Origin of the sequence: Streptomyces sp. NPDC088147 (genome assembly GCF_044741565.1) — a bacterium.
GTDB lineage: Bacteria > Actinomycetota > Actinomycetes > Streptomycetales > Streptomycetaceae > Streptomyces.
This window is the reverse complement of the sequence record NZ_JBIUSY010000004.1, coordinates 428,550-452,310: the sequence shown is the minus strand read 5'-3', so window position 1 is coordinate 452,310 and position 23,761 is coordinate 428,550. Positions and strand designations below refer to the sequence as shown.

General features: G+C 68.8%; 15 protein-coding genes. 14 read left to right on the top strand and 1 reads right to left on the bottom strand.

Features of this window, described 5'->3' with window-relative positions; genetic code table 11:
• Positions 1 to 124: 124 nt before the first annotated feature.
• From ACIOGX_RS17090 to ACIOGX_RS17065, 6 genes are all read left to right on the top strand, one after another.
• A complete protein-coding gene (locus tag ACIOGX_RS17090; RefSeq protein ID WP_401914250.1) occupies positions 125 to 1,657 on the top strand; it encodes an FGGY-family carbohydrate kinase in 1,533 nt (510 codons plus the stop codon).
• Positions 1,654 to 2,286 (top strand): histidine phosphatase family protein, encoded by a 633-nt coding sequence (locus ACIOGX_RS17085; protein ID WP_401913976.1) that lies wholly within the window; start codon positions 1,654 to 1,656, stop codon positions 2,284 to 2,286. Before ACIOGX_RS17090 ends, ACIOGX_RS17085 begins: the two co-directional genes overlap by 4 nt.
• 295 nt (positions 2,287 to 2,581) lie before the next feature.
• Positions 2,582 to 5,296 carry an aconitate hydratase AcnA gene (gene acnA, locus ACIOGX_RS17080; protein WP_356511631.1) on the top strand — a complete coding sequence of 905 codons (2,715 nt, stop codon included), beginning with the start codon at positions 2,582 to 2,584 and terminating at the stop codon, positions 5,294 to 5,296.
• Positions 5,297 to 5,467: 171 nt separating this feature from the next.
• Entirely contained in the window at positions 5,468 to 5,737 is a 270-nt protein-coding gene (locus ACIOGX_RS17075; RefSeq protein ID WP_401767256.1) for a hypothetical protein, read from the top strand.
• Positions 5,730 to 6,359, top strand: coding sequence for a DUF6879 family protein (locus tag ACIOGX_RS17070; protein WP_401913972.1), 630 nt, complete (start codon positions 5,730 to 5,732; stop codon positions 6,357 to 6,359). The genes ACIOGX_RS17075 and ACIOGX_RS17070 overlap by 8 nt, the downstream gene beginning before the upstream one ends.
• Before the next feature lie 596 nt (positions 6,360 to 6,955).
• Positions 6,956 to 8,773 carry a tetratricopeptide repeat protein gene (locus ACIOGX_RS17065; protein ID WP_401913970.1) on the top strand — a complete coding sequence of 606 codons (1,818 nt, stop codon included), beginning with the start codon at positions 6,956 to 6,958 and terminating at the stop codon, positions 8,771 to 8,773.
• A gap of 97 nt (positions 8,774 to 8,870) precedes the next feature.
• On the opposite strand, the gene ACIOGX_RS17060 is transcribed toward ACIOGX_RS17065, so the two are convergent.
• Complete coding sequence (locus ACIOGX_RS17060; protein ID WP_401913968.1) at positions 8,871 to 12,716, bottom strand: GH92 family glycosyl hydrolase; 3,846 nt, start codon at positions 12,714 to 12,716, stop codon at positions 8,871 to 8,873.
• A gap of 424 nt (positions 12,717 to 13,140) precedes the next feature.
• On the opposite strand from ACIOGX_RS17060, the gene ngcE reads away from it, so the two are divergent.
• From ngcE to dxs, 8 genes are all read left to right on the top strand, one after another.
• Positions 13,141 to 14,586, top strand: a complete 1,446-nt coding sequence (ngcE, locus tag ACIOGX_RS17055) for an N-acetylglucosamine/diacetylchitobiose ABC transporter substrate-binding protein (protein ID WP_356511622.1) — start codon at positions 13,141 to 13,143, stop codon at positions 14,584 to 14,586.
• A 106-nt stretch (positions 14,587 to 14,692) separates the two neighbouring features.
• Complete coding sequence (locus ACIOGX_RS17050; protein WP_356511620.1) at positions 14,693 to 15,616, top strand: sugar ABC transporter permease; 924 nt, start codon at positions 14,693 to 14,695, stop codon at positions 15,614 to 15,616.
• Positions 15,616 to 16,551 carry a carbohydrate ABC transporter permease gene (locus tag ACIOGX_RS17045; protein ID WP_193563963.1) on the top strand — a complete coding sequence of 312 codons (936 nt, stop codon included), beginning with the start codon at positions 15,616 to 15,618 and terminating at the stop codon, positions 16,549 to 16,551. The genes ACIOGX_RS17050 and ACIOGX_RS17045 overlap by 1 nt, the downstream gene beginning before the upstream one ends.
• Positions 16,552 to 16,766: 215 nt before the next feature.
• Complete coding sequence (locus ACIOGX_RS17040) at positions 16,767 to 17,966, top strand: ROK family transcriptional regulator (protein WP_129768829.1); 1,200 nt, start codon at positions 16,767 to 16,769, stop codon at positions 17,964 to 17,966.
• A gap of 133 nt (positions 17,967 to 18,099) precedes the next feature.
• Positions 18,100 to 19,200, top strand: coding sequence for a substrate-binding domain-containing protein (locus ACIOGX_RS17035; protein WP_356511959.1), 1,101 nt, complete (start codon positions 18,100 to 18,102; stop codon positions 19,198 to 19,200).
• 245 nt (positions 19,201 to 19,445) lie between these two features.
• The gene (locus ACIOGX_RS17030) at positions 19,446 to 20,234 is read left to right on the top strand and encodes an ATP-binding cassette domain-containing protein (RefSeq protein ID WP_030350753.1); all 789 of its coding nucleotides are present in this window, start codon (positions 19,446 to 19,448) and stop codon (positions 20,232 to 20,234) included.
• Positions 20,231 to 21,544, top strand: coding sequence for an ABC transporter permease subunit (locus tag ACIOGX_RS17025; RefSeq protein WP_356511616.1), 1,314 nt, complete (start codon positions 20,231 to 20,233; stop codon positions 21,542 to 21,544). Before ACIOGX_RS17030 ends, ACIOGX_RS17025 begins: the two co-directional genes overlap by 4 nt.
• Positions 21,545 to 21,762: 218 nt before the next feature.
• Positions 21,763 to 23,676, top strand: coding sequence for a 1-deoxy-D-xylulose-5-phosphate synthase (gene dxs, locus ACIOGX_RS17020; protein WP_129768832.1), 1,914 nt, complete (start codon positions 21,763 to 21,765; stop codon positions 23,674 to 23,676).
• The last annotated feature ends 85 nt before the right edge of the window (positions 23,677 to 23,761 follow it).

The following is a 23,761-nucleotide window of genomic DNA, read 5'->3' as shown; positions in this document are numbered from 1 at the left end:
ATCCGCATCCAGGGTGTGAAATGCATCGTGAGATCAACATCCACGAGAACACCGGACGACGACAAGAAGGCGGGAACCCGTGACGGACCCACGCCACCAGGACGTACGCCACCAGGACGTGTGGATGGGGGTCGACCTGGGGACGCAGAGCGTACGCGCTCTGGCTGTCACCGACGACGGGCGGGTACTCGGCCGCGGCTCCGCACCCCTCACCGGTCACCGTGAGGGGGACCGCCATGAACAACTGCCCGCCGACTGGTGGCGGGGCGCCGGTGACGCCATCCGCCAGACGCTGAGCGCCCTGTCCGCTCCCGCTTCCGCCTCCACTTCCGCTCCCGCGTCCGCCTCCACGCGGGGGCGTGCGCGCGTACGGGGAGTCGCGGTGTGCGGCACGTCGGGCACCGTCCTGCTGACCGACGCGCGCGGGATGCCCCTGACCCCGGCGCTGATGTACGACGACGGCCGGGCCGGGGCCGAGGCGCGGTACGCGCAGGAGACCGGCGCCGACGTGTGGGACGCGCTCGGCCTCCGTATCCAGCCGAGCTGGGCGCTGGCCAAACTGCTCTGGCTCACCGGCGCGGGCCGGGGCGCGCCCGGCATCGGCGCGAAGGGCCTCGGCGACACCGGCACCCTCCGGGGCGCCCGCGTCTGCCACCAGCCGGACTTCATCACCGCACGCCTGGTCGGGCGGCCCGTGGCGACCGACTCCAGCCACGCCCTCAAGACCGGCTACGACCTCCACACCCGCTCCTGGCCCACCGCCGTCCACGACCGGCTCGGCCTGTCGGGCCTCGACTTCCCCGCCGTGGTGGCCCCCGGCACCCCGCTCGGTACGGTGTGCGCCGAGGCGGCGGCCGACACGGGCCTCGCCGAGGGCACCCCGGTCATCGCGGGCATGACGGACGGCTGCGCGGCCCAACTCGGCTCGGGCGCCTGGGAGGTGGGCCGGTGGAACACCGTCCTGGGCACCACACTCGTCCTCAAGGGCGTCACCGCCACCCCCCTCCGTGACCCCGCCGGTGTCCTCTACAACCACCGCTCCCCGGACGGGCACTGGCTCCCCGGCGGGGCTTCCAGCGTCGGCGCCGGCGCCCTGACCCACGCGTTCCCCGGAGCTGATCTCGCGCGCCTCGACCGTCTCGCCGCGGACCGTGAGCCGGCGAGCGTCGTCTCGTACCCCCTGGTCTCGCGCGGCGAACGCTTCCCGTTCCTGGCCGCGGACGCCGAGGCGTTCACGCTCGGCCGCCCCTCCGACGACGCCGATCACTACGCGGCGCTGCTCCAGGGCGTCGCGCTCGCCGAGCGGCTCTGTCTGGCATACGTACGTTTCCTGGGCGCCCCGATCGACGGACCGGTCACCTTCACCGGCGGCGCCACCCGCAGCGGCTACTGGAACCAGCTGCGCGCGGACGTCCTGGGCCGGCCCGCCGCCCTCCCCGAACACGCCGACTCCGCCCTCGGCATGGCGGTGCTCGCCGCCCACGCGGTGACGGGCGACGACGCGGCCCGCCGCATGGTGCGCGTCCGTACGATTCTGGAACCGCGCCCGGAGGCCGGCCGGCGCTTCGACGGGCCCTTCGCGACCCTGGTCGACGCCCTCGAACAGCGCGGCTGGCTGCCCTCGGACGCGGCCACCTACGCACGGGAGCACGGATGACGACCAGCACCACCCTTTTCCTCGCCCGCCACGGCGAGACCGTCTGGCACGACGAGAACCGCTACACGGGTATCAGCGACATCGATCTGACCCCGCGCGGCCTGGTGCAGGCCGAGGCGCTCGGGGTGTGGGCCGCGGGCGCCGGACTCGACGCGATCGTGACCTCTCCCCTCTCCCGCGCCCGGCGCACGGCGGAGCCCGCGGCCCGGATGACGGGGCTGGAGGCGGTCGTCGAACCGGACCTGCTCGAAGTCGACTTCGGGATCGCCGAGGGCCGGACCATCGCTGAACTCGAAGCGACCCATCCCCGCGAGGTGGCGGCGTTCCGCCGCGACCCGGCCGCCCATCCGCTGCCGGACGGCGAGGACCCGGTGGCCGCGGCGGCCCGCGGCGCCGGGGCCCTGCTCCGTCTCGCGGACACCCGCCGGGGGGAGCGCGTGCTGACGGTCGCGCACAACACGCTGTTCCGGCTGGTCCTGTGCCGTCTGCTGGGCATCCCCGGGAGCGAGTACCGGCGGGTGTTCCCGGCGATGCGCAACTGCGCGATCACCGAACTGCGCGTGCCCGTGGCCCCGGCCGGCGGGCTGCGGCAGGCCGCCCTGATGTCGTACAACGTGCCGACCCGCTGACGGGCTCACCGGCCGGGCGCGATGGATCCGTCCTACCGGCCCGCCCCGCCGACCTGCCGCATCGACCCGCCCCGCCGCCCCGGCCGACGGCCCCGGGAGCGGGCCGCGCCGTACCCGCGCATGACCGCGCGGCGGTCATGTACTAGAGTTATCTCGACATCGAGATATCTGCCGAAGGCGTACCGCGGCCGCCAGCCGGTAAGGGTGACCTAACTAAGCCTTACCTTAGCGGATCGGCGAGGAGTCGTGGCGGCAGCATGACGGTAGTACGCGCACATTGATGAAGGAGACTGTCGTGTCGGCGAACAGCTTCGACGCCCGCAGCACGTTGCAGGTGGGCGACGAGTCGTACGAGATCTTCCGGCTGGACAAGGTCGAGGGCTCCGCACGCCTCCCTTACAGCCTGAAGGTGCTGCTGGAGAATCTGCTCCGCACCGAGGACGGCGCGAACATCACCGCCGACCACATCCGCTCCATCGGCTCCTGGGACTCGCAGGCACAGCCGAGCCAGGAGATCCAGTTCACCCCCGCCCGTGTGATCATGCAGGACTTCACCGGTGTGCCGTGTGTCGTGGACCTCGCCACCATGCGTGAGGCCGTGAAGGAGCTGGGCGGCGACCCGGCGAAGATCAACCCGCTGGCCCCGGCCGAGCTGGTCATCGACCACTCCGTCATCGCCGACAAGTTCGGCACGCCGGAGTCCTTCGCGCAGAACGTGGAGCTGGAGTACGGCCGCAACAAGGAGCGCTACCAGTTCCTGCGCTGGGGCCAGACCGCCTTCGACGAGTTCAAGGTCGTCCCGCCGGGCACCGGCATCGTCCACCAGGTCAACATCGAGCACCTGGCCCGTACGGTCATGGTCCGGGGCGGCCAGGCGTACCCCGACACCCTCGTCGGCACCGACTCGCACACCACCATGGTCAACGGCCTCGGTGTGCTGGGCTGGGGCGTCGGCGGCATCGAGGCCGAGGCCGCGATGCTCGGCCAGCCCGTCTCCATGCTCATCCCGCGCGTCGTCGGCTTCAAGCTGACCGGCGAGCTGCCGGCCGGCACCACCGCCACCGACCTGGTCCTGACGATCACCGAGATGCTGCGCAAGCACGGCGTCGTCGGCAAGTTCGTCGAGTTCTACGGTGAGGGCGTCGCCGCCACCTCCCTCGCGAACCGCGCCACCATCGGCAACATGTCCCCGGAGTTCGGCTCGACCGCCGCGATCTTCCCGATCGACGACGAGACGCTGAAGTACCTGCGCCTGACCGGCCGCAGCGACCAGCAGGTCGCGCTCGTCGAGGCGTACGCCAAGGAGCAGGGCCTCTGGCTCGACCCGGCCGCCGAGCCCGACTTCTCCGAGAAGCTGGAGCTGGACCTCGCGACGGTCGTCCCGTCCATCGCGGGCCCGAAGCGCCCCCAGGACCGCATCATCCTGGCCGAGGCCAAGCAGAAGTTCGCCGAGGACGTGCGCAACTACGTCTCCGAGGACGAGGAGGCGGGCAAGGAGTCCTTCCCGGCCTCCGACGCCCCGGCCTCCGCCAACGGCGTGCCGACCCGGCCGACCCTGGTCACGGCCCCCGACGGCACGACGTACGAGATCGACCACGGCGCCGTCACCGTCGCCGCGATCACCTCCTGCACCAACACCTCGAACCCGTACGTCATGGTCGCCGCCGCGCTGGTGGCCAAGAAGGCGGTCGAGAAGGGCCTGACCCGCAAGCCGTGGGTCAAGACCACGCTCGCCCCGGGCTCGAAGGTCGTCACCGACTACTTCGACAAGGCGGGTCTCACCCCGTACCTCGACAAGGTCGGCTTCAACCTCGTCGGTTACGGCTGCACCACCTGCATCGGCAACTCGGGCCCGCTGCCCGAGGAGGTCTCCAAGGCCGTCAACGAGCACGACCTCGCGGTCACCTCGGTGCTCTCCGGCAACCGCAACTTCGAGGGCCGGATCAACCCGGACGTCAAGATGAACTACCTGGCGTCGCCGCCGCTGGTCGTCGCGTACGCCCTGGCCGGCTCCATGAAGGTGGACATCACCAAGGACGCCCTGGGTATCGACCAGGACGGCAAGCCGGTCCACCTCGCGGACATCTGGCCCACCGAGGCCGAGGTCAACGACGTCGTGGCCAACGCCATCGGCGAGGACATGTTCAACAAGTCCTACGCGGACGTCTTCGCGGGCGACGCGCAGTGGCAGGCGCTGCCGATCCCGACCGGCAACACCTTCGAGTGGGACCCGCAGTCCACCTACGTCCGTAAGCCCCCGTACTTCGAGGGCATGACGATGGAGACCTCCCCGGTCGAGGACATCACCGGCGCCCGCGTGCTGGCGAAGCTCGGCGACTCGGTCACCACCGACCACATCTCCCCGGCCGGTGCGATCAAGGCCGACACCCCGGCCGGCACGTACCTCACGGAGCACGGCGTCGAGCGCCGCGACTTCAACTCGTACGGTTCCCGCCGCGGCAACCACGAGGTCATGATCCGCGGCACGTTCGCCAACATCCGGCTGCGCAACCAGATCGCCCCGGGCACGGAGGGCGGCTTCACCCGCGACTTCACGGTCGAGGGCGCCCCGGTCTCCTTCATCTACGACGCCTCCCAGAACTACCAGGCCGCCGGCACCCCGCTGGTCGTCCTGGCGGGCAAGGAGTACGGCTCGGGCTCGTCCCGCGACTGGGCCGCCAAGGGCACCGCGCTGCTGGGCGTGAAGGCCGTCATCGCCGAGTCGTACGAGCGCATCCACCGCTCGAACCTGATCGGCATGGGCGTGCTGCCGCTCCAGTACCCGGAGGGCGCCTCGGCGCAGGCCCTGGGCCTCACCGGCGAGGAGACCTTCTCCTTCACCGGCGTGACGGAGCTGAACAACGGCACCACCCCGCGCACGGTCAAGGTGACGACGGACACGGGCGTCGAGTTCGACGCGGTCGTCCGTATCGACACCCCGGGTGAGGCGGACTACTACCGCAACGGCGGCATCATGCAGTACGTGCTGCGCAGCCTGATCCGCAAGTAGGGCTCCATCACGGTCGGTTGAGGGCTGTGCCCCGTACGTACGCGTACGGGGCACAGCTCTCACCGCGTTCTATGGCGAGAACCCGCCCCCACAGCACGTTGCTCTGAGTAATCGGGCACACATAGACTGTGGCTCAGTTGCGCACTCAATCAACCCTGAGTGGAGGCAGGCATGGCACGTGCCTGGGAGGCAGATCCGTCCGCGTTATTCGAGCGGCGACTCGGAAAGTCGGCCGAGGAATTAGGCCATTCCGATGGACGCGACGATTGCCCGGACATCTGGCAGCTCGACAACGGTGATATCGCGGTGATCGGCCGGGACCTCACCTCCTGTTACGGTCCGCGGCTGCCGAAGGGCGTCACTCTCGCCGCCGACGAACGACTGGTCGTCATCCCCGGAAGCATGCTCAGCGCCGCCAAGACGGATATCGCGGATGCTTGACCTGCGCGCTCCGACTCTCCCGCCCGAGCGGGGCGAGAGGCTCGTACGAGATGTCTACAAGCGGGACTTCCGGGAACGGGACGCGGCGATCCGTGACGCCGAGTCCTGGAAGCTCGAACGGCGGCAGCACTTCCAGGAACAGGGCAGTGCCAGCCGGGACGCGCTCTCCCGAGGCGCGTGGGAAGAGGCGCTGCGACTCATCGACGAACGACGCGATGATCTCCTCGAGTCCGCCCGTGACGACGAACGTCGTGGCTTCGTCTTCCATCGGGTGCGTGTAGTGGAACGGCCGCTGACGCCCTATCTGCAATGGGAGCTCCATTCACTGCGGCAGCGAGCGGAATACGGTGAGAGAATCCGTACGGTGAATGCCGAAGTATTAGCCGCGGCGGAGAGCGAAGGCCCCCTGCCGGAAGTGGTCATCCTCGGCGGAAGCACGCTCTACCAGGTGCTCTATGACGAGTCCGGCGCTTCGCAAGGCGCGATCCGCTATTCCGACACCGGGATCGTCGGACGCTGGGAGAGCTACATCAAGGAACTCTACGGGGCGGGCGAGGACGTGGAGAGCTACTTCGCTCGCGAGGTGGCGCATCTTCCCCCGCCGACGACGAACGCGGAGTAGGACGATCAACGAGCACGGCGGAGACGAGAAGCGCCCCGGCAGGTCGCACAATGACCTGTCGGGCACTTCGCGCGATGTTGTCCAGGCCGGAAGCGTGAGCGGGGGAATCCATTTCCATGACCACGCCGCGGAGGCCGAGGACAGTTCCACGCACACCACACCCCGGCAACTCCCCGCTGATGTGCGGGGGTTTGTCAATCGCACGCATGAACTCGACGAGCTGAACGCCGTTCTGGCCGATGAGGACGGTCAGCCGCTCGTCATCTCCGTCTGCGTGATAGCCGGTACCGCCGGCGCGGGAAAGACCTCGCTCGCCCTTCGCTGGGCCCATCAGGTACAGGACCGCTTTCCCGACGGTCAGCTCTACGTCAATCTGCGTGGCTACGACCCCGGCGAGCCGGTCACGGCGCCGGAAGCTCTGCACCGCTTCCTCGGCGCGCTCGGTGTACGGCCCCGGTCGGTGCCACAGGACGTCGATGCCGCCGCCGCGCTGTACCGCTCCCTTCTGGCCGACCGCCGGATGCTGATCGTCCTTGACAACGCTGCCACGGTCGGCCAGGTCCGCCCGTTGCTGCCGGGCAGCGCGGGGCTGTCTGGTGGTCGTCACCAGCCGCAGCCGGCTGTCCGGACTCGCCGTCAGGGACGGGGCACGCCGACTGACCCTGGGAACGCTGCCACAGCCGGAGGCCGTGGCCCTGCTGCGGGCCGTCACCGCGGGCTACCGGCCGGAAGACGATCTGGAGAAGCTCACCGAACTGGCCGGACTCTGCGCCCGGCTGCCACTGGCCCTGCGAATCGCCGCCGAACGCGCCGCCAGCCGACCGCATATGAAATTGGACGACCTGATCGCGGACCTGCGGGACGAGAGCGGCCTCTGGGAAGCTCTCAGCACGGGGGACGACGAGGAGGCCGAAGCGGTCCGTACCGTCTTCGCCTGGTCCTACCGTGCTCTGCCCGACAGCGCGGCCCGGCTGTTCCGGTTGCTCGGTCTGCACCCCGGCCCCGAGTTCGGCCTTCATGCCGCCGCCGCTCTCGCCGGACTGACCGCTCCGCGTGCCCGGCAGCTGCTGGACTCCCTCGTCGGCGCCCATCTGCTGGAACAGACCGCGCCGGACCGTTACCAGTTCCACGACCTGTTGCGGGCCTACGCCACCGACCAGGCGCAGCATGAGGAACCGCCCGAGGGACGGACGGCGGCGCTGCGCCGGGTACTGGACTGGTATCTGCACACCGCGGACGCCGCGCAGAGCTGGATCAGCCCCGCCGAACTCCATCTGGAGCTGTCCCCGCCCGCGGCGGAGGTACGGCCTCTGTCCTTCGCCGACTTCGACGCCGCCGTGGACTGGGCGGAGCGCGAGCACACCAACCTGCTCCAGGCCGTGCGCGTCGCCGCCGATACGGGAGACGACCGGCTCGCCTGGCACCTGTCAGCGGTTCTGGCCAACGCGTACTCTCCCTCCGCTCCCGTCGCCGACTGGCCGACGGTCGGTCGCATCGGCCTGGCGGCGGCGCGCCGGCTGGGTGACCGCCGGGGAGAGGCTCAGCTGCTCACCGAGCTGGGGATGAGCCACACCAGGAACAACCGCCTCGGCGAGAGCCACGAGAACCACAGCGCGGCCCTGCGGATCTGGCGTGAGCTGGGGGACAGGGCCGGGGAGGCACACTCGCTCAACCTGATCGGACTGGTTCATCTCCACAGGAGGGAACTCACCCGGGCCGCCGACCTCTTCGAGCAGGCCATCACGGCCTTCCGGGAGCAGGACGCCGCCCATTGGGAGGCGACAGTGCTCTCCAATCTCGCCGGAGCCCACGACCGCGCCGGCCGTCTCCCCGAGGCGTTCACCGCCGCCCGGCGGGCGCTGACGTCCCACCGCGCCCTGAACAATCCACGGGGCGAGGGCAACATCCTGCGACTCCTCAGTCACCTGGAACGGGAACAGGGAGAAGCGGAGAAGGCGCTCGCCTCGGCCCGCGACGCCGTGGACATCGCCCTCACGCTGCGCGATCACCGGCTCGAAGGCTACTGGCTCCTCGCGCTGGGCGACGCCCAGCAGGCCAACGGCCGGTCGGCGGACGCGCTCGCCTCCTACCAGCGGTCCGCGACCCTGCACCGCCGGCTGGGAAACCAGAGCCGGGAAGCGCTCGCCTGGAACAGCACGGCCGAGGTGTACCGGCGGATGGACCGGCACGAGGAGGCGGCGCACTTCCACCGGCGGGCCGTCGCCGTTCACCGTGAACTCGGTGACACCTGGGACGAGGCCATGGCCCTCGACGGTCTGGCCGAGGCGCTGTTCGCCGACGATCTGGAAGCGGCGCTCGGGCACTGGACGGAGGCGCTGGCGCTCCTCGCCGACTACGACGACCCCCGCGCGCTCGCGGTGCGGGACCGGATAGGGCGTCGGCGAACCCGGTAGGGCCTGGCTTCGGGTCCGGGCGGACCGGGGTCCCGGCGTGGCGGAACGGGGCACCCGCGTGTGCGGGTGACCCGTTCCGGCTGTTCGGCTCACTCCGCTAGCGGAGCAGTTCCACCTCCGCCAGGGTCGACGGAGCGTCGCTCACCAGGCGGTACTTCGCGTACGTACCCGGCTTGGCGATCGTGAAGGCCCGGGTCTGCCGGTCCCAGGCGAAGGACTGCGCCGTCCTCGTGTCCAGCGTCCGCCAGTTCGTGCCGTCCGCCGAGCCCTGGAGTGTCCAGCCTGCCGGGGCCTTCGCGGCCGTGGACGAGGTCAGCGTGTACTGGACCGCCTTCGTCGCCGACGGCACCGGCAGCTCCACGGACTCGACCGGCGCCGAGGTGCCCGAGGAGTTGTCGGAGAGCGGGCCCGACGCGGTCAGGACGTCCGTGCGCGGTGACGGGGCCTTGTCGTCCTGCTGGATCGAGACGGGCGCCGCGTTCTTGCCCGTGCCCCAGGACGACGGCTTCGGGCCCATCGCGAACTCCAGCTGCCCGCCGCGTGCCAGCAGATCGTGCGGGAGCGCCGTGGAGTTCCAGGACTTGCCGTTGACCTTCAGGCCCTGGACGTAGATGTTCTTGTCGCTGTTCTTCGGCGCCTTGACGACCAGCGTGCGGCCGTTGTCCAGACGGAGGGTCGCCTTGGTGAAGAGCGGCGAGCCGACCGCGTACTCCCCGCTGCCCATCACCAGCGGATAGAAGCCGAGCGCGGAGAAGAGGTACCACCCCGACTGCTCGCCGTTGTCCTCGTCGCCGTGGTAGCCCTGGCCGATCTCGCTGCCGACGTACAGCCGTCCCAGGACCTCGCGCACCTTCTCCTGGGTCTTCCAGGGCTGCGAGGCCGCGTTGTACATGTACGCGGCGTGGTGGGCGACCTGGTTGGAGTGGCCGTACATGCCCATCCGTACGTCACGCGCCTCCGTCATCTCGTGGATGACGCCGCCGTACGAGCCGACGAACTCGGGGCCGGCCGTCTCGGGGGTCGAGAAGTAGGTGTCCAGCTTGTCCGCGAGACCGGGGCGTCCGCCGTAGAGGTTGGCGAGCCCGCGGCTGTCCTGCACCGCCGTGAAGGCGTAGCCCCACGCGTTCGTCTCGGTGTAGTCGTACCCCCATACCCGCGGGTCGAACGAGGCGGAGGGGACCCGCCAGTCGCCCTTGAGGTTACGGCCCTGGAAGAAGCCGGCCTTCGAGTCGAAGAGCGAGACATAGCTCTGGGCGCGGTTGCGGAAGTAGTCGGACTCCTCCTTGTACCGCGCCTTCTTCGTCTTCTTGTAGAGCGCCTCGCCCATCTTCGACAGGCCGTAGTCGTTGAGGTAGCCCTCCAGCGACCAGGACAGGCCCTCATGGGTCTCCGTGGAGGCATAGCCGAGGAACGGCGACGTCTCCATGCCCTTGCGGCCCACACCCGAGCTGGGCGGCACCACCGTCGCGTTCTTCAGCGCCGCCTCGTACGCCGCCTCCGCGTCGAAGTCGACCCCCTTGACATAGGCGTCGGCGAAGGCCACGTCCGAGCTGGTGCCGGTCATCAGATCCGCGTAGCCGGGGGAGGACCAGCGGGAGATCCAGCCGCCGTCCTTGTACTGCTGGACGAAGCCGTCCACCAGCTCGCCCGCCTTCTTCGGGGTGAGGAGGGAGTACGCGGGCCAGGTCGTGCGGTACGTGTCCCAGAAGCCGTTGTTGACGTACACCTCGCCGTCGACGATCTTCGCGCCGGTGTGCGTCGGGGTGTCGGGCCCGGTCTGCGGCGAGAACGGGCTGGCGTACTGCTGCTTCGGGCGGGACTTCGTACCGGTGTTCTCGAAGCCGGAGTTGGGATACAGATACAGCCGGTAGAGGCTGGAGTAGAGCGTCGTCAGCTGGTCGTGGTCCGCGCCCTCCACCTCCACCCGTCCCAGGATGGCGTCCCAGGCGCTCTGCGCCCGGTCCTCGACCCGCTCGAAGCGGGTGGTGGCGGGGATCTCGTCGGAGAGGTTCTTCTTCGCCTGGTCGAGGCTGATCAGCGAGGTCGCCAGGCGCAGGGTGACCGTACGGTCCTTGCCGGCGTCGAAGCGCAGATAGCCGGTGACGTCGGCGCCCCCGCCGCCGGTGAGCTTGCCGCTCGCGGTGACGGGCGCGTCGAAGACGCCGTATACGAAAAGCCGTGTCGCGCCGGTCGACAGTCCGCTCTTGACATCGGAGAAGCCGGAGAAGGAACGGGTCGCCGGATCGAGCGTGAGCCCGCCCGCGTTGGAGATGTTGTCGAACACCACGCTGGCGTTGTCGCCGGGATAGGTGAACCGCATCATCGCCGCGTGGTCGGTCGGGGTCATCTCGGTTTTGAGACCGTTCTCGAACGTCACGCCGTAGTAGTGCGGCCTCGCGGTCTCGTTCTCGTGCCGGAAGGGCAGCGCCCGCGCCGTACGGGACGCGTCGGGCGTCTCGGCGGCCACCGACGGCATCAGCTGGAAGGTCTGCCGGTCGCCCATCCAGGGGCTCGGCTCATGGCTGGCGCTGAAGGCCTGCACGGTCGGCAGGTTGTCGGCGTTGTTCGCGCGGCTGTACTCGTAGAGCCAGCTGGTGGAACCGGCGTTGGTCACCGGCGTCCAGAAGTTGAAGCCGTTCGGCACGGCGGTCGCGGGGAAGGTGTTGCCGCGCGAGAAGGAGCCGCTGGAGTTGGTGCCCCGGGTGGTGGAGGCGTAGTCCGACAGATGCGCGAGCCGCTTCTCGGCGGGCTTGGGCGCCAGGCTGATGTCGTCGATCCAGCCCTGGAACTTCGCGGGGCCGGTGCGGGAGTCGTACGCCACCAGGATCCGGTCGACGGTCTTGCCGGCGGCCACGGCGCCGATCCGGGCGTCCACCTGGTTCCACTGGTTGACGTAGAGCCGCTTGGCGTCGCCCTGGCCCTGCGGGGTCAGCAGCCCGCCATGGGCGTCGGTCGCCTTCAGATCGCTCAGATAGGTGCCGTCGGTGAAGGCGAGATCGACCGAGACGTTCGTGGCCGGATAGTTCAGATCCGTCTCCGGGAGGGAGGGATAGATCCGGTACGAGAGCGCGGTGTCGCGCCGCACGGCCGTCCGGACGTCGAAGACCTTGTTGTACGAGTACGCCCGCCCTTCCGGCTGGTGCGTACCGGCGTACTTCAGCGCTCGCGTGCCGGTGAATCCGGCGCCGGCCTTGGCGGTGGGGGAGCCGGAGGGGCCGCGGTCCACCTGGGTGCGCATGTCCTGCGGCGCGGGCGTGCTCGTGTCCCCGTCGGAGAACTGCACGTCGGCCAGCTGGGTCGCGTCCGAGGCGCCGTTGTTCGCCGTGATGTCCAGCCGGAAGTGCTGGTAGGCGGCCGGGGCCTCGACGGCGGCGTCGTAGGACTTGGTCTGGAACCGCTCCGTGAAGGTCTCGCCCTTCCGGGAGTCCAGCTCCTTCCACTCCTTGCCGTCGGTGGAGCCCTGGAGCGTCCAGTCCTTGGGGTCGCGCTCGGCGTGGTCGTTCGCGGAGGTCAGCGCGTACGTGACGACCTTGACCGGCTCGTCGAGATCGAACTCGATCCAGGCGGTGGGCTCGAACGCCAGCCACTTCGTCGCCGACTGGACATCGACGAGGTTCTCCTTGGTCTCACCGCCGCCCGTGTTCTCGTCGCTGGCCCGCAGCTCCACGACCCGGTCCGTGACATTGCCCGGAATTCCGTTGGTGAAGCCGCCGTCGACGCCGGATGCCCGTTTCTCTCCGTCGGGTCCCACTTCGACGGTGTTGCGCCACTCCGGCTGGGGTTCGTCCGCTTCGAAGGAGGAGGTGAATTCCCTTTCCGCCGACTTCGGTTGAGCGGGTTGTGCTATAGCCGCCGACTGTGCTGTTACGACGAGCAGTGAGGCGGCCGCCACCAGGGCGGCCGTATGCCATTGTCTGCGCCGGGGTCCGGTTCTCTGCCGCATACCGAGCCTTTCGTCCTGCGTACCAAGTTGGACAACGTTGTCAAACGGGAGCGCAGGGTCCAGTAGGGGCCAAGTGTCGTGTGGTGTCAAGGGTGTTGCGGGGATGGCGTGTTCGGAATGGCTCATTCTGGAGAGACCGAGGTGGTCGAATGAGTACACACCCGGCTCAGATATCCACGAGGTCTCAACTCGGGAAAGACTGCCGTCCAAACCTGCTTTCGATCTTGCCCCGTCGGCGGGAAGTGGACTATACCTGTCGGCGTCCCCCCAAGCGATGCGATCGAGCACGATCGGGCACGATCGAGCGCAGCAATTCCGCACGACCCAGCTACATTTGACCGCGGTGGCGGGGCCCTTCGCCTCAGAAGAGAAGGACGGGCGACCGGTACACCGCCTGAGTCCTGGAGAAGGCGAGGACTTGAGCATGGGATCCACCTCCGCTCAGAACAGCGAGGGCCTCGGCCGTCGCGATGTGATCAAGCGGTCCGCCGCGATCGGTCTGATCACCGTCCCGACGATGAGCTTCCTGGCCTCGTGCGCCAGCAGCGACAGCGGGAGCGACAAGAAGGTCGAGAAGGGCAAGGCGACCGAGAAGAACCCGCTCGGCGTGAACGCGAGCGCTCCTCTCGACTTCGTCCTGTTCGACGGCGGATTCGGTACGGAGTACGCGACGGACGCCGTCAAGCAGTACGAGAAGGCCTTCCCCGACGCGGAGGTGAAGTTCACCCCGACCCAGAAGATCCAGTCCGAGCTCCAGCCGCGCTTCAACGGCGGCACCCCGCCCGACCTGATCGACAACTCGGGCGCCGAGCAGATGGACATGGGCGTTCTCGTCGGCAAGAAGCAGCTCGCCGACCTCACCCCGCTGCTGGACGCGCCCTCCGTCGACGACCCGGCCAAGAAGGTCCGCGACACGCTGCGCCCCGGCGTCGTGGAGATGGGCCAGTTCGACGGCGACCCGGTGTGGATCCTCTACTACGCGTACACCGTCTACGGCGTGTGGTACTCGCAGACCGCGCTGGACAAGCTCGACGCGGAGTACCCCGAGGACTGGGACGCGATGCTGGCCCTCTGTGCGAAGGCCAAGAAGAAGGGCATCGCGGGCTGGACGTACGCCGGCAAGTACCCGTACTACGTGCCCTTCTCGCTCTACCCGTTCATCGGCAAGATCGGTGGCCGCGAGGTCCTCGACGCCATCGACAACCTGGAGCCCAACGCCTGGAAGCACCCGGCCGTGAAGTCCGCCTTCGAGGCGTACTTCGAGCTGTTCAAGAAGGGCTACATCCTCCAGGGCACCCCGGGACTCGACCACATCCAGTCGCAGACCGCCTGGACCGAGGGCAAGGCCCTGTTCATCCCGAACGGCTCCTGGGTGGAGAACGAGGCGGCGAAGACCACGCCGAAGGACTTCCAGATGAAGGTGGCCGCGCCGTCCAGCCTGGACAGCTCGGACAAGCTCCCGTTCGGCACGCTCTGGGCGTCCGGCGGCGAGCCCTTCGTCGTGCCGGCGAACGCCAAGAACCCCGACGGCGGCATGGAGCAGCTGCGCATCATGCTGAGCGAGGCGTCGTCGAAGAACTTCACGTCCAAGGTGAAGTCGCTGAGCTCCTTCAACGGCGGCACCGACGGACTCACCCTCTCCACCGCGCTGCAATCCGGGGTGGACGCGCTGGCCAAGGCCGGCGCCAACGTGCTCAACCCGCGGCTCCAGGACTGGTACGTGGCCCTCCAGAAGGAAAAGATCGGTGTGGGCGCGCTCGGCGAGATGATGGCCGGACGCCTGACCCCCGCCGAGGCCATCAAGAAGTGCCAGGAGTACGCCGACGCGGCCGCCAAGGACACCTCCATCAAGCACTACAAGCACCAGTAGGAGCGGAAGTGACCGGAGGCCCCGCCGGGGCTTCCGGTTCCGGCCCGGCGCACGGGCCCCCCAAGGCAGCACGGCGATACCCGCCGGAGATTCGGGGTCGGGAGACATGCAGCACGGCAAATACCGGTTCATTGTGGGGTTTCTGGTATTCCCCCTGGCGATATACGCGCTCTTTGTCGTATGGCCATTCATCCAGTCCATCTATTACTCGTTCACGGACTGGACCGGTCTCAGCCCCGACTTCGCGATGGTGGGCTTCGACAACTACATCCGGATGCTCGATGACGACACCTTCTGGAGTTCCCTCCAGCACAGTCTGACCTTCGCGCTCCTGCTGCCCGTGGTGGTCCTCGGTCTGGCGCTGTTCTTCGCCTTCATGCTGAATGTCGGCGGGCGCAGCCGGAAGGGGGCGGCCATCTCGGGGGTCCGCGGATCCTCGTTCTACAAGATCGTCTACTTCTTCCCGCAAGTGCTCTCGATCGCGATCGTCGCCCTGCTCTTCCAGTTCGCGTACAACCCGAACAGCGGCGCCATCAACTCGGCGCTCAGCGCGGTCGGTCTGGACAGTGTGAAGCCGGAGTGGCTGGGCGATCCGAAGCTCGCGCTGTGGTGTGTGATGGCCGTCCTGGTGTGGAGCACGACCGGCTTCTTCGTGGTCCTCTTCTCTGCGGGCATGGCCTCCATCCCGAAGGACTTCTACGAGGCGGCGCTGCTGGACGGTGCGAGCCGCTTCACCACCTTCTTCCGGATCACCCTGCCGCTGCTGTGGGACACCGTGCAGTCCGGCTGGGTCTATATGGGCATCCTCGCCCTGGGCGCGGAGTCCTTCGCGGTGGTCCAGATCATGACCGTGGGACCGGGCGGTCCCGCCGATTCCACCAATGTGCTGACGTTGCTCGTCTACCAGAAGGCGTTCCGTGACGGTCAGGCGGCCTATGCGACCACGATCGGTGTCGCCCTCCTCATCGTCACGCTGGCCTTCGCCGCCATCGTGATGCGGCTGGGTCGACGTGAGCGGCTGGAGTTCTGATGAAGACCACTGAGACCCCTCCCCCCGCCGACACGCCTCCGCCGGCCGACGCCGTACGGACCCGGCCCGCCGTGACCAAGACGGCCGCTCCGCCCGACAAGGAGTCGAGGACCGGCGGCGTCCTCAATGTCTTCTCCCACGGCGTGCTTGTCATCTGGGCCTTCCTGGTCGCGATGCCGCTGCTGTGGGCGGTCATGACGTCCTTCAAGGACGACAAGTCGATCTTCACCTCGCCGTGGTCGCTGCCGGACACGCTGCGCTTCGAGAACTGGTCGCGTGCCTGGACCCAGGCGCATATGAGCGACTACTTCCTCAACACCGTTCTGGTGGTGGCGGGTTCACTGGTCGGCACGCTGCTGCTCGGCTCGATGGCCGCGTACGTACTGGCCCGCTTCGAGTTCCCGGGGAACCGGTTCATCTATTACTTGTTCATCGGCGGGATGAGCTTCCCGATCATCCTCGCGCTGGTCCCGTTGTTCTACGTCATGAACAACATGGGCCTGCTGAACACGATCCACGGCCTGATCCTGGTCTACATCGCCTACTCGCTGCCGTTCACGGTCTTCTTCCTGACCTCGTTCTTCAGAACGCTCCCGACCTCGGTGGCGGAAGCGGCGATCATCGACGGGGCCTCGCACACCCGGACCTTCTTCCAGGTGATGCTGCCGATGGCCAAGCCGGGTCTGATCAGCGTCGGGATCTTCAACTTCCTGGGGCAGTGGAACCAGTACCTGCTGCCCACGGTGCTCAACACCGACCCCGACAACAAGGTCCTCTCCCAGGGGCTGGTGCAGCTCGCCGTCAGCCAGGGGTACAAGGGGGACTGGTCCGGTCTCTTCGCCGGCCTGGTGATGGCGATGCTGCCCGTGCTCGCCGCGTACATCATCTTCCAGCGTCAGGTGGTGGCCGGACTGACGGCCGGAGCGCTCAAGTAGTCCGCTCGTTCCGGAGCCGAGATCCGGACGAACCGCCCGTCGGCCCCGGTCGGCGGGCGGTTCGGCGTGTTCCCATTGCTCAAGGTCTTGACGGGGAGGTGCCCCGAGGGCTGAGCTTAGGGTTCACAAGTTGGAGATACGTCGGGGTCTCATTGGCGCGGCCCCGGCCGGGGGCGGTGGTCGTGCCGCCTGCCAAGGGCAGGAGTGGATGAGTCGTGGAGACTCCGGGGTCGCAGTCGTCTCTGCACCGGGCCAACCTCGAACGGGTCGTACGCGCGGTGCGTATGGCCGGTTCGCTCACCCAGGCGGAGATCGCCAGAAGCACGGGGCTGTCGGCGGCCACGGTCTCCAATATCGTCCGTGAGCTGAAGGACGGCGGGACGGTCCAGGTCACGCCCACCTCGGCGGGGGGCCGCCGGGCCCGCAGTGTCTCGCTCAGCGGGGACGCGGGCACGGTCATCGGGGTGGATTTCGGCCATACGCATCTGCGGGTGGCGATCGGCAACCTCGCCCACCAGGTGCTCGCGGAGGAGTCGGAGCCCCTCGACGTGGACGCCTCGTCCGCCCAGGGCTTCGGCCGGGCCGAGGAACTCGTCGAGCGGCTGATCGTCACCACCGGCGTCAGCCGTCAGAAGGTGATCGGAGTCGGCCTCGGCGTCCCGGGGCCGATAGACGTCGAGTCGGGCACCCTCGGCTCCACCTCGATCCTCCCGGGCTGGACCGGCATCAACCCCAGCGACGAGCTGGCCGGGCGGCTCGGCGTACCGGTGTACGTCGACAACGACGCCAACCTCGGCGCCCTCGGCGAGCTGGTCTGGGGGAGCGGCCGGGGGGTGAAGGACCTCGCGTACATCAAGGTCGCCAGCGGGGTCGGCGCCGGGCTGGTGATAGCCGGCCAGATCTACCGCGGTCCCGGTGGTACGGCCGGCGAGATCGGGCACATCACGCTCGACGAGTCGGGCCCCGTCTGCCGCTGCGGCAACCGCGGCTGCCTGGAGACCTTCACGGCGGCCCGCTACGTACTGCCGCTGCTCCAGCCCAGCCACGGCGCGGACCTCACCCTGGAGCGCGTCGTCCAGCTCGCCAGGGAGGGCGATCCGGGCTGCCGCCGGGTGATCGCCGATGTCGGCCGGCACATCGGCAGCGGCGTGGCCAATCTGTGCAATCTCCTGAACCCCAGCCGGGTGGTGCTCGGCGGGGATCTGGCGGAGGCTGGGGAACTGGTGCTCGGGCCCATCCGCGAGTCCGTCTCCCGGTACGCGATCCCCAGCGCGGCACGGCAGTTGTCGGTGCTCCCGGGGGCGCTCGGCGGCCGGGCCGAGGTGCTCGGCGCACTCGCCCTCGTCCTGAGCGAGATGGGCGATTCGACCCTTCTGGAGAGCGCCCTTCCGGCGGGAACGCCTGCCTTCACTTAGATAACGAATGGCACCGTTGTCATCTCGTTAAGGATTTACTCCTTGACGCTGGCCCCGTGCCGGAGTTGACTTCCTGCCACCTCGGCCGCAACGACGCGGCCTCGTCAGGGAGGTTTTTGAAGTGAACGCGAAGATGCGTCGTGCTGCCGTGGCCACCGCCGCTACCGCTATGGCCGTCTCCCTCGCCGCCTGTGGCAGCGCGAAGGAGTCCGGAGACAAGGCCGAAGCGTCCACGTCGGACAAGAAGGGCCCGATCACGGTCGGCCTGCTGCTGCCGGAGAACCAGACCGCGCGGTACGAGAAGTTCGACAAGCCGCTGATCGAGAAGAAGGTCAGCGAGCTGACCGACGGCACGGGCAAGGTCGTCTACGCCAACGCCAAGCAGGACGCGACGCTGCAGAACCAGCAGGTCGACACCATGGTCACCAACAAGGTCGACGTGCTGGTCGTGGATGCGGTCGACTCCAAGGCCATCGCCAGCTCGGTGAAGAAGGCCAAGGAATCGGGCATACCGGTCGTGGCGTACGACCGTCTCGCCGAGGGGCCGATCGACGCGTACACCTCCTTCGACAACGAAGAGGTCGGCCGGGTCCAGGGCAAGGCGCTCCTCGAAGCGCTCGGCTCCAAGGCCAAGTCCGGTCAGATCGTGATGATGAACGGTGCCGTCACCGACCCGAACGCCGCCCTGTTCAAGAAGGGCGCGCACTCCGAGCTCGACGGCAAGGTGAACATCGGCAAGGAGTACGACACCAAGGAGTGGAAGCCGGAGAACGCCAACGCCAACATGGAGGGCGCCATCTCCGCCATCGGCAAGGACAAGATCATCGGCGTCTACTCCGCCAATGACAGCATGGCGGGCGGCATCATCACCGCGCTCAAGGGCGCCGGGTTCAGCAAGCTCCCGCCGGTCACCGGCCAGGACGCCGAACTCGCCGGTGTGCAGCGCATCGTCACGGGCGAGCAGTTCATGAGCGTCTACAAGTCCTACCCGCAGGAGGCGGCCGTGGCCGCCGAGATGGCCGTCGCGCTCGCCAAGGGCGAGAAGCTCGACTCCATCGCGAAGACGACCGTGGACAGCCCGACCACCAAGGGTGTCCCGTCCGTGCTCGTCCCGGTCGTCTCGCTGACGAAGGACAACATCAGCGACACGGTCATCAAGGAAGGCATCTACACGCCCGGCGAGATCTGCACCGCCAAGTACAAGGCCGGCTGCGACGCGATCGGCCTGAAGTAGCCCGTTCAGGGACCGCCCGGTGACCTCCCCCGGTGAAAGCCTGTCCGGCACCCCGACCGTCAATGCCCCGCGGCTGGGGCGGGGTGCCGGACGGAACCACTCCGGCCCCTCCGGTGCGTCCCGTGTGCCGTGCCGCGCGTCGTCCATGACCGGTCCCGCGCGGCCGGCCCCCTTGCTTGTCTCTTCTGCTCGACCTCCGCGCCTCCCCCCGGCGCGGCATCCCCGCCGGTCAGGCGGCGAAGGAGATGGTTCACGTGACCGCTACGCCCGTGCTGGCGTTGCGAGGGGTCTCCAAGCGATTCGGTGCCGTCCAGGCGCTCACCGACGTAGAGCTTGAGGTCCACTCCGGTGAGGTGGTCGCCCTCGTGGGCGACAACGGCGCCGGGAAATCAACGCTGGTGAAGACCATCGCCGGCGTACACCCCATCGATGACGGCGTCATCGAGTGGGAGGGCAGCCCCGTCTCGATCGGCCGGCCGCACGACGCCCAGAACCTGGGCATCGCGACCGTCTACCAGGACCTGGCGCTCTGCGACAACATCGACGTCGTCGGCAACCTCTACCTCGGCAGGGAGCTCCGCAGCTGGGGCGTCCTCAACGAGGTCGAGATGGAGCGCCGCTCGCGCGAACTGCTCACCACACTGTCGATCCGGATACCCAGTGTCCGTATCCCGATCGCCTCGCTCTCCGGCGGCCAGCGGCAGACCGTGGCCATCGCCCGGTCGATGCTCGGCGACCCCAAGCTCGTGATCCTCGACGAGCCCACGGCGGCCCTCGGCGTCGAGCAGACCGCCCAGGTGCTCGACCTCGTCGAGCGGCTCCGGGAGCGCGGTCTCGCCGTGCTCCTCATCAGCCACAACATGGCCGACGTCAAGGCCGTCGCCGACAAGGTGGCCGTGCTCAGGCTGGGCAGCAACAACGGCGTCTTCGACGTCGCGTCCACCTCTCAGGAAGAGATCATCGCCGCCATCACCGGCGCCACGGACAATGCCGTGACCCGCCGCGCGTCGCGCACCGTGGAGGTTCAGAAGTGAGTACGGACAACACCTCCACGTCTCTTGAGAAGACCCCGGGAGAGCAGATCCCGGCCCCGGTCGACGCCCCCGCCGCGGCGGAGGGCGCGGTCACCGCGGTGGACCCCCGGCTGCTGGTGCGCGAGCAGGGATTCGCGGGCTATCTCTCCGAGTTCAAGCGCAAGATACGCGCCGGTGATCTGGGTTCTCTCCCGGTCATCATCGGTCTGCTCATCATCTGCGTGGTCTTCCAGAGCCTGAACTCGAACTTCCTGTCCGCGGAGAACCTCAGCAACATCTCCGTCGCCATGGTCGGCACCGGCATGATCGCCGTCGGTATCGTCTTCGTCCTGCTGCTCGGCGAGATCGACCTCTCGGTCGGCTCGGTCAGCGGCGTGTCCGGCGCGATCGTCGCCGTGCTGAGTGTCACTCACGGGATGAACGAGTGGCTGGCCCTGGTGGTCGCCATCGTCAGCGGCGCGGTCATCGGCGCGATCCACGGGTTCTTCTTCGCCCGCGTGGGCGCGCCCGCGTTCGCCGTCACCCTGGCCGGTCTGCTGTTCTGGCTCGGCTTCATGCTGCAGATCCTGGGCGACAACGGCACCATCAACCTGAACCCCGACGGCCTGGTCGCCAAGCTCACCACCTACTACTTCACCGATGTCGCGGCGGCCTACGGTCTCGCCCTCGTCGCGGTCGTGGCGTTCTTCCTGACGTCCTTCCTGGAGAACCGCCGCCGTGAGGCGGCCGGAGTCCCGTCCCGGCCGGTCAGCGAGACGGCGTTGCGCACGGTGGTCCTGGCGGTCGTCGCCTTCGCCGCGGCGTTCATGTTCAACCAGTACAAGGGTCTGCCCCTCGCGCCGGTCATCTTCCTGCTGATCCTGGTGGCGACCGACTTCGTGCTGCGCCGCACCACCTACGGCCGCAAGGTCTTCGCGCTCGGCGGCAGCGTCGAGGCGTCCCGCCGCGCCGGTATCAACGTCACCCTGATCCGGGTCTCGGTCTACTCGATCGCCGGTACGTTCGCGGCCATCGGCGGTCTCTTCATCGCCTCCAAGATCGCCGCGGCCAACCAGGGCGCCGGCACCGGCGACCTGCTGATGAACGCGATCGCGGCGGCCGTCATCGGCGGCACCAGCCTCTTCGGTGGCCGGGGCCGCACCTGGAACGCGCTGCTCGGTGTCATGGTCATCACCTCGATCCAGTACGGACTGGCGCTGGAGGGCATCGCCACCCCGATCCAGTACATGATCACCGGTGGTGTGCTGCTGGCCACCGTCGTCATCGACTCCGTCACCCGCAAGACCCAGAAGACCGCGGGTCGCGCCTGACCGCGGTCCCGCGCGCCGTGCCCGGCACCCTCACGAGGGTGCCGGGCACGGCTGTGCTCCGGGGCGGGGCACAGCCGTGGCCCGGAGCACAGCCGATATGACGTACGTACCGTCGATCGGGTGACGTAGAACCCACCGCCCGCCGACCACTCGCGCGAGTGGAACATTAGACTCGCCAGATCGGCATGCTCGACAGCTCATACGCTTAGGAGGCACGGGTGGCGTTGCTGACCCGCATCAGGGGACCGCGCGATCTGGACCGGCTCGGCCCGGAGCAGCTGGAGCAGCTGGCCGGAGAGATCAGGTCCTTCCTCGTGGACGCGGTCTCCAAGACCGGTGGCCACCTCGGTCCCAACCTCGGTGTCGTCGAGCTGACCATCGCCCTGCACCGCGTGTACGACTCCCCCAAGGACAAGGTCCTCTTCGACACCGGGCACCAGTCGTACGTCCACAAGCTGCTCACCGGCCGTCAGGACTTCTCGAAGCTCAGGAGCAGGAACGGACTCTCCGGCTATCCGTCCCGTGCCGAGTCCGACCACGACATCATCGAGAACTCCCACGCCTCCACCGTGCTGGGCTGGGCCGACGGTCTCGCGAAGGCCAACGAGGTCCTGAAGAAGGACGACCACGTGGTCGCGGTGATCGGGGACGGCGCGCTGACCGGTGGTATGGCCTGGGAGGCGCTGAACAACATCGCCGCCGCCAAGGACCGTCCGCTCGTCATCGTCGTCAACGACAACGAGCGTTCGTACGCGCCGACCATCGGCGGTCTCGCGAACCATCTCGCGACCCTGCGCACCACCGACGGCTACGAGCGCTTCCTGGCCCGCGGCAAGGAGATCCTGGACCGCACCCCGGTCGTGGGCAGGCCCCTCTACGACACCCTGCACGGGGCCAAGAAGGGCCTGAAGGACTTCATCGCCCCGCAGGGCATGTTCGAGGACCTCGGCCTGAAGTACGTGGGCCCGATCGACGGCCATGACATCGAGGCCCTGGAGTCCGCGCTGCTGCGCGCCAAGCGCTTCGGCGGCCCGGTCATCGTGCACTGCATCACCGAGAAGGGCCGCGGCTACAAGCCCGCCGAGCAGGACGAGGCCGACCACTTCCACGGCATCGGTCCCATCCACCCCGACACCGGTCTGCCCATCGCCGCCGCCGGCATGGACTGGACCTCGGTGTTCGGCGAGGAGATGGTCAAGCTCGGGCACGAGCGCGAGGACATCGTCGCCATCACGGCGGCCATGCTCCAGCCGGTCGGTCTGGAGAAGTTCGCGAAGGCCTTCCCCGACCGGGTGTACGACGTCGGGATCGCGGAGCAGCACGGCGCGGTCTCCGCCGCGGGCCTCGCCACCGGCGGGGTGCACCCGGTGTTCGCGCTCTACGCGACCTTCCTCAACAGGGCCTTCGACCAGCTGCTGATGGATGTCGCCCTGCACCGCTGCGGGGTGACGTTCGTCCTGGACCGGGCCGGGGTCACCGGCACCGACGGCGCCTCGCACAACGGCATGTGGGATCTGTCGATGCTCCAGTGCGTGCCGGGGCTGCGGATCGCCGCCCCGCGCGACGCCGACCAGGTCCGCGCCCAGCTGCGCGAGGCCGTCGCGGTGGAGAACGCCCCGACCGTGGTCCGTTACTCCAAGGGCGCGGTCGGCCCGGCGGTCGCCGCCGTCGGCCGGGTCGGCGGCATGGACGTGCTGCGCAGGACCGAGGAGGGCACGGCGGACGTCCTGCTCGTCTCCATCGGCGCGCTCGCCCCGATGTGCCTGGACATCGCCGACCTTCTCGATAAACAGGGCATCTCGACGACGGTTGTCGACCCGCGCTGGGTCAAGCCGGTCGACGAGGCGCTCGCGCCGCTCGCCGAGCAGCACCGCGTGGTCGTCACCGTCGAGGACAACAGCCGGGTCGGCGGCGTCGGCTCGGCGGTCGCCCAGGCGCTGCGCGACGCCGGGGTCGACGTGCCGCTGCGGGACTTCGGCATTCCGCCGCGCTTCCTCGACCATGCCTCCCGCAAGGAGGTCATGGCCGAGATCGGGCTGACCGCGCCGGACATCGCGCGCCAGGTCACCGGCCTGGTCGCGCGGCTGGACGGCCGGCTGGTGGACTCGCCCACGGAGGCCGCCCGCGACTGAACCGTCGTCGCCACGGCGCGCCGACGTACCTGCGCGCTGACGTATCTGCGCGCTGACGTACCTGTGCGCCGACGTGCCGACGTAC

Excerpts from the sequence above, each read along its gene's own strand:
- ACIOGX_RS17090 (WP_401914250.1), top strand. The coding sequence starts at position 125 with ATGGGGGTCGACCTGGGGACGCAGAGCGTACGCGCTCTGGCTGTCACC.
- ACIOGX_RS17085 (WP_401913976.1), top strand. The coding sequence starts at position 1,654 with ATGACGACCAGCACCACCCTTTTCCTCGCCCGCCACGGCGAGACCGTC.
- ACIOGX_RS17075 (WP_401767256.1), top strand. The coding sequence starts at position 5,468 with ATGGCACGTGCCTGGGAGGCAGATCCGTCCGCGTTATTCGAGCGGCGA.
- ACIOGX_RS17070 (WP_401913972.1), top strand. The coding sequence starts at position 5,730 with ATGCTTGACCTGCGCGCTCCGACTCTCCCGCCCGAGCGGGGCGAGAGG.
- ACIOGX_RS17060 (WP_401913968.1), bottom strand. The coding sequence starts at position 12,716 with ATGCGGCAGAGAACCGGACCCCGGCGCAGACAATGGCATACGGCCGCC.
- ngcE (WP_356511622.1), top strand. The coding sequence starts at position 13,141 with ATGGGATCCACCTCCGCTCAGAACAGCGAGGGCCTCGGCCGTCGCGAT.
- ACIOGX_RS17050 (WP_356511620.1), top strand. The coding sequence starts at position 14,693 with ATGCAGCACGGCAAATACCGGTTCATTGTGGGGTTTCTGGTATTCCCC.
- ACIOGX_RS17045 (WP_193563963.1), top strand. The coding sequence starts at position 15,616 with ATGAAGACCACTGAGACCCCTCCCCCCGCCGACACGCCTCCGCCGGCC.
- ACIOGX_RS17035 (WP_356511959.1), top strand. The coding sequence starts at position 18,100 with ATGCGTCGTGCTGCCGTGGCCACCGCCGCTACCGCTATGGCCGTCTCC.
- ACIOGX_RS17030 (WP_030350753.1), top strand. The coding sequence starts at position 19,446 with ATGGTTCACGTGACCGCTACGCCCGTGCTGGCGTTGCGAGGGGTCTCC.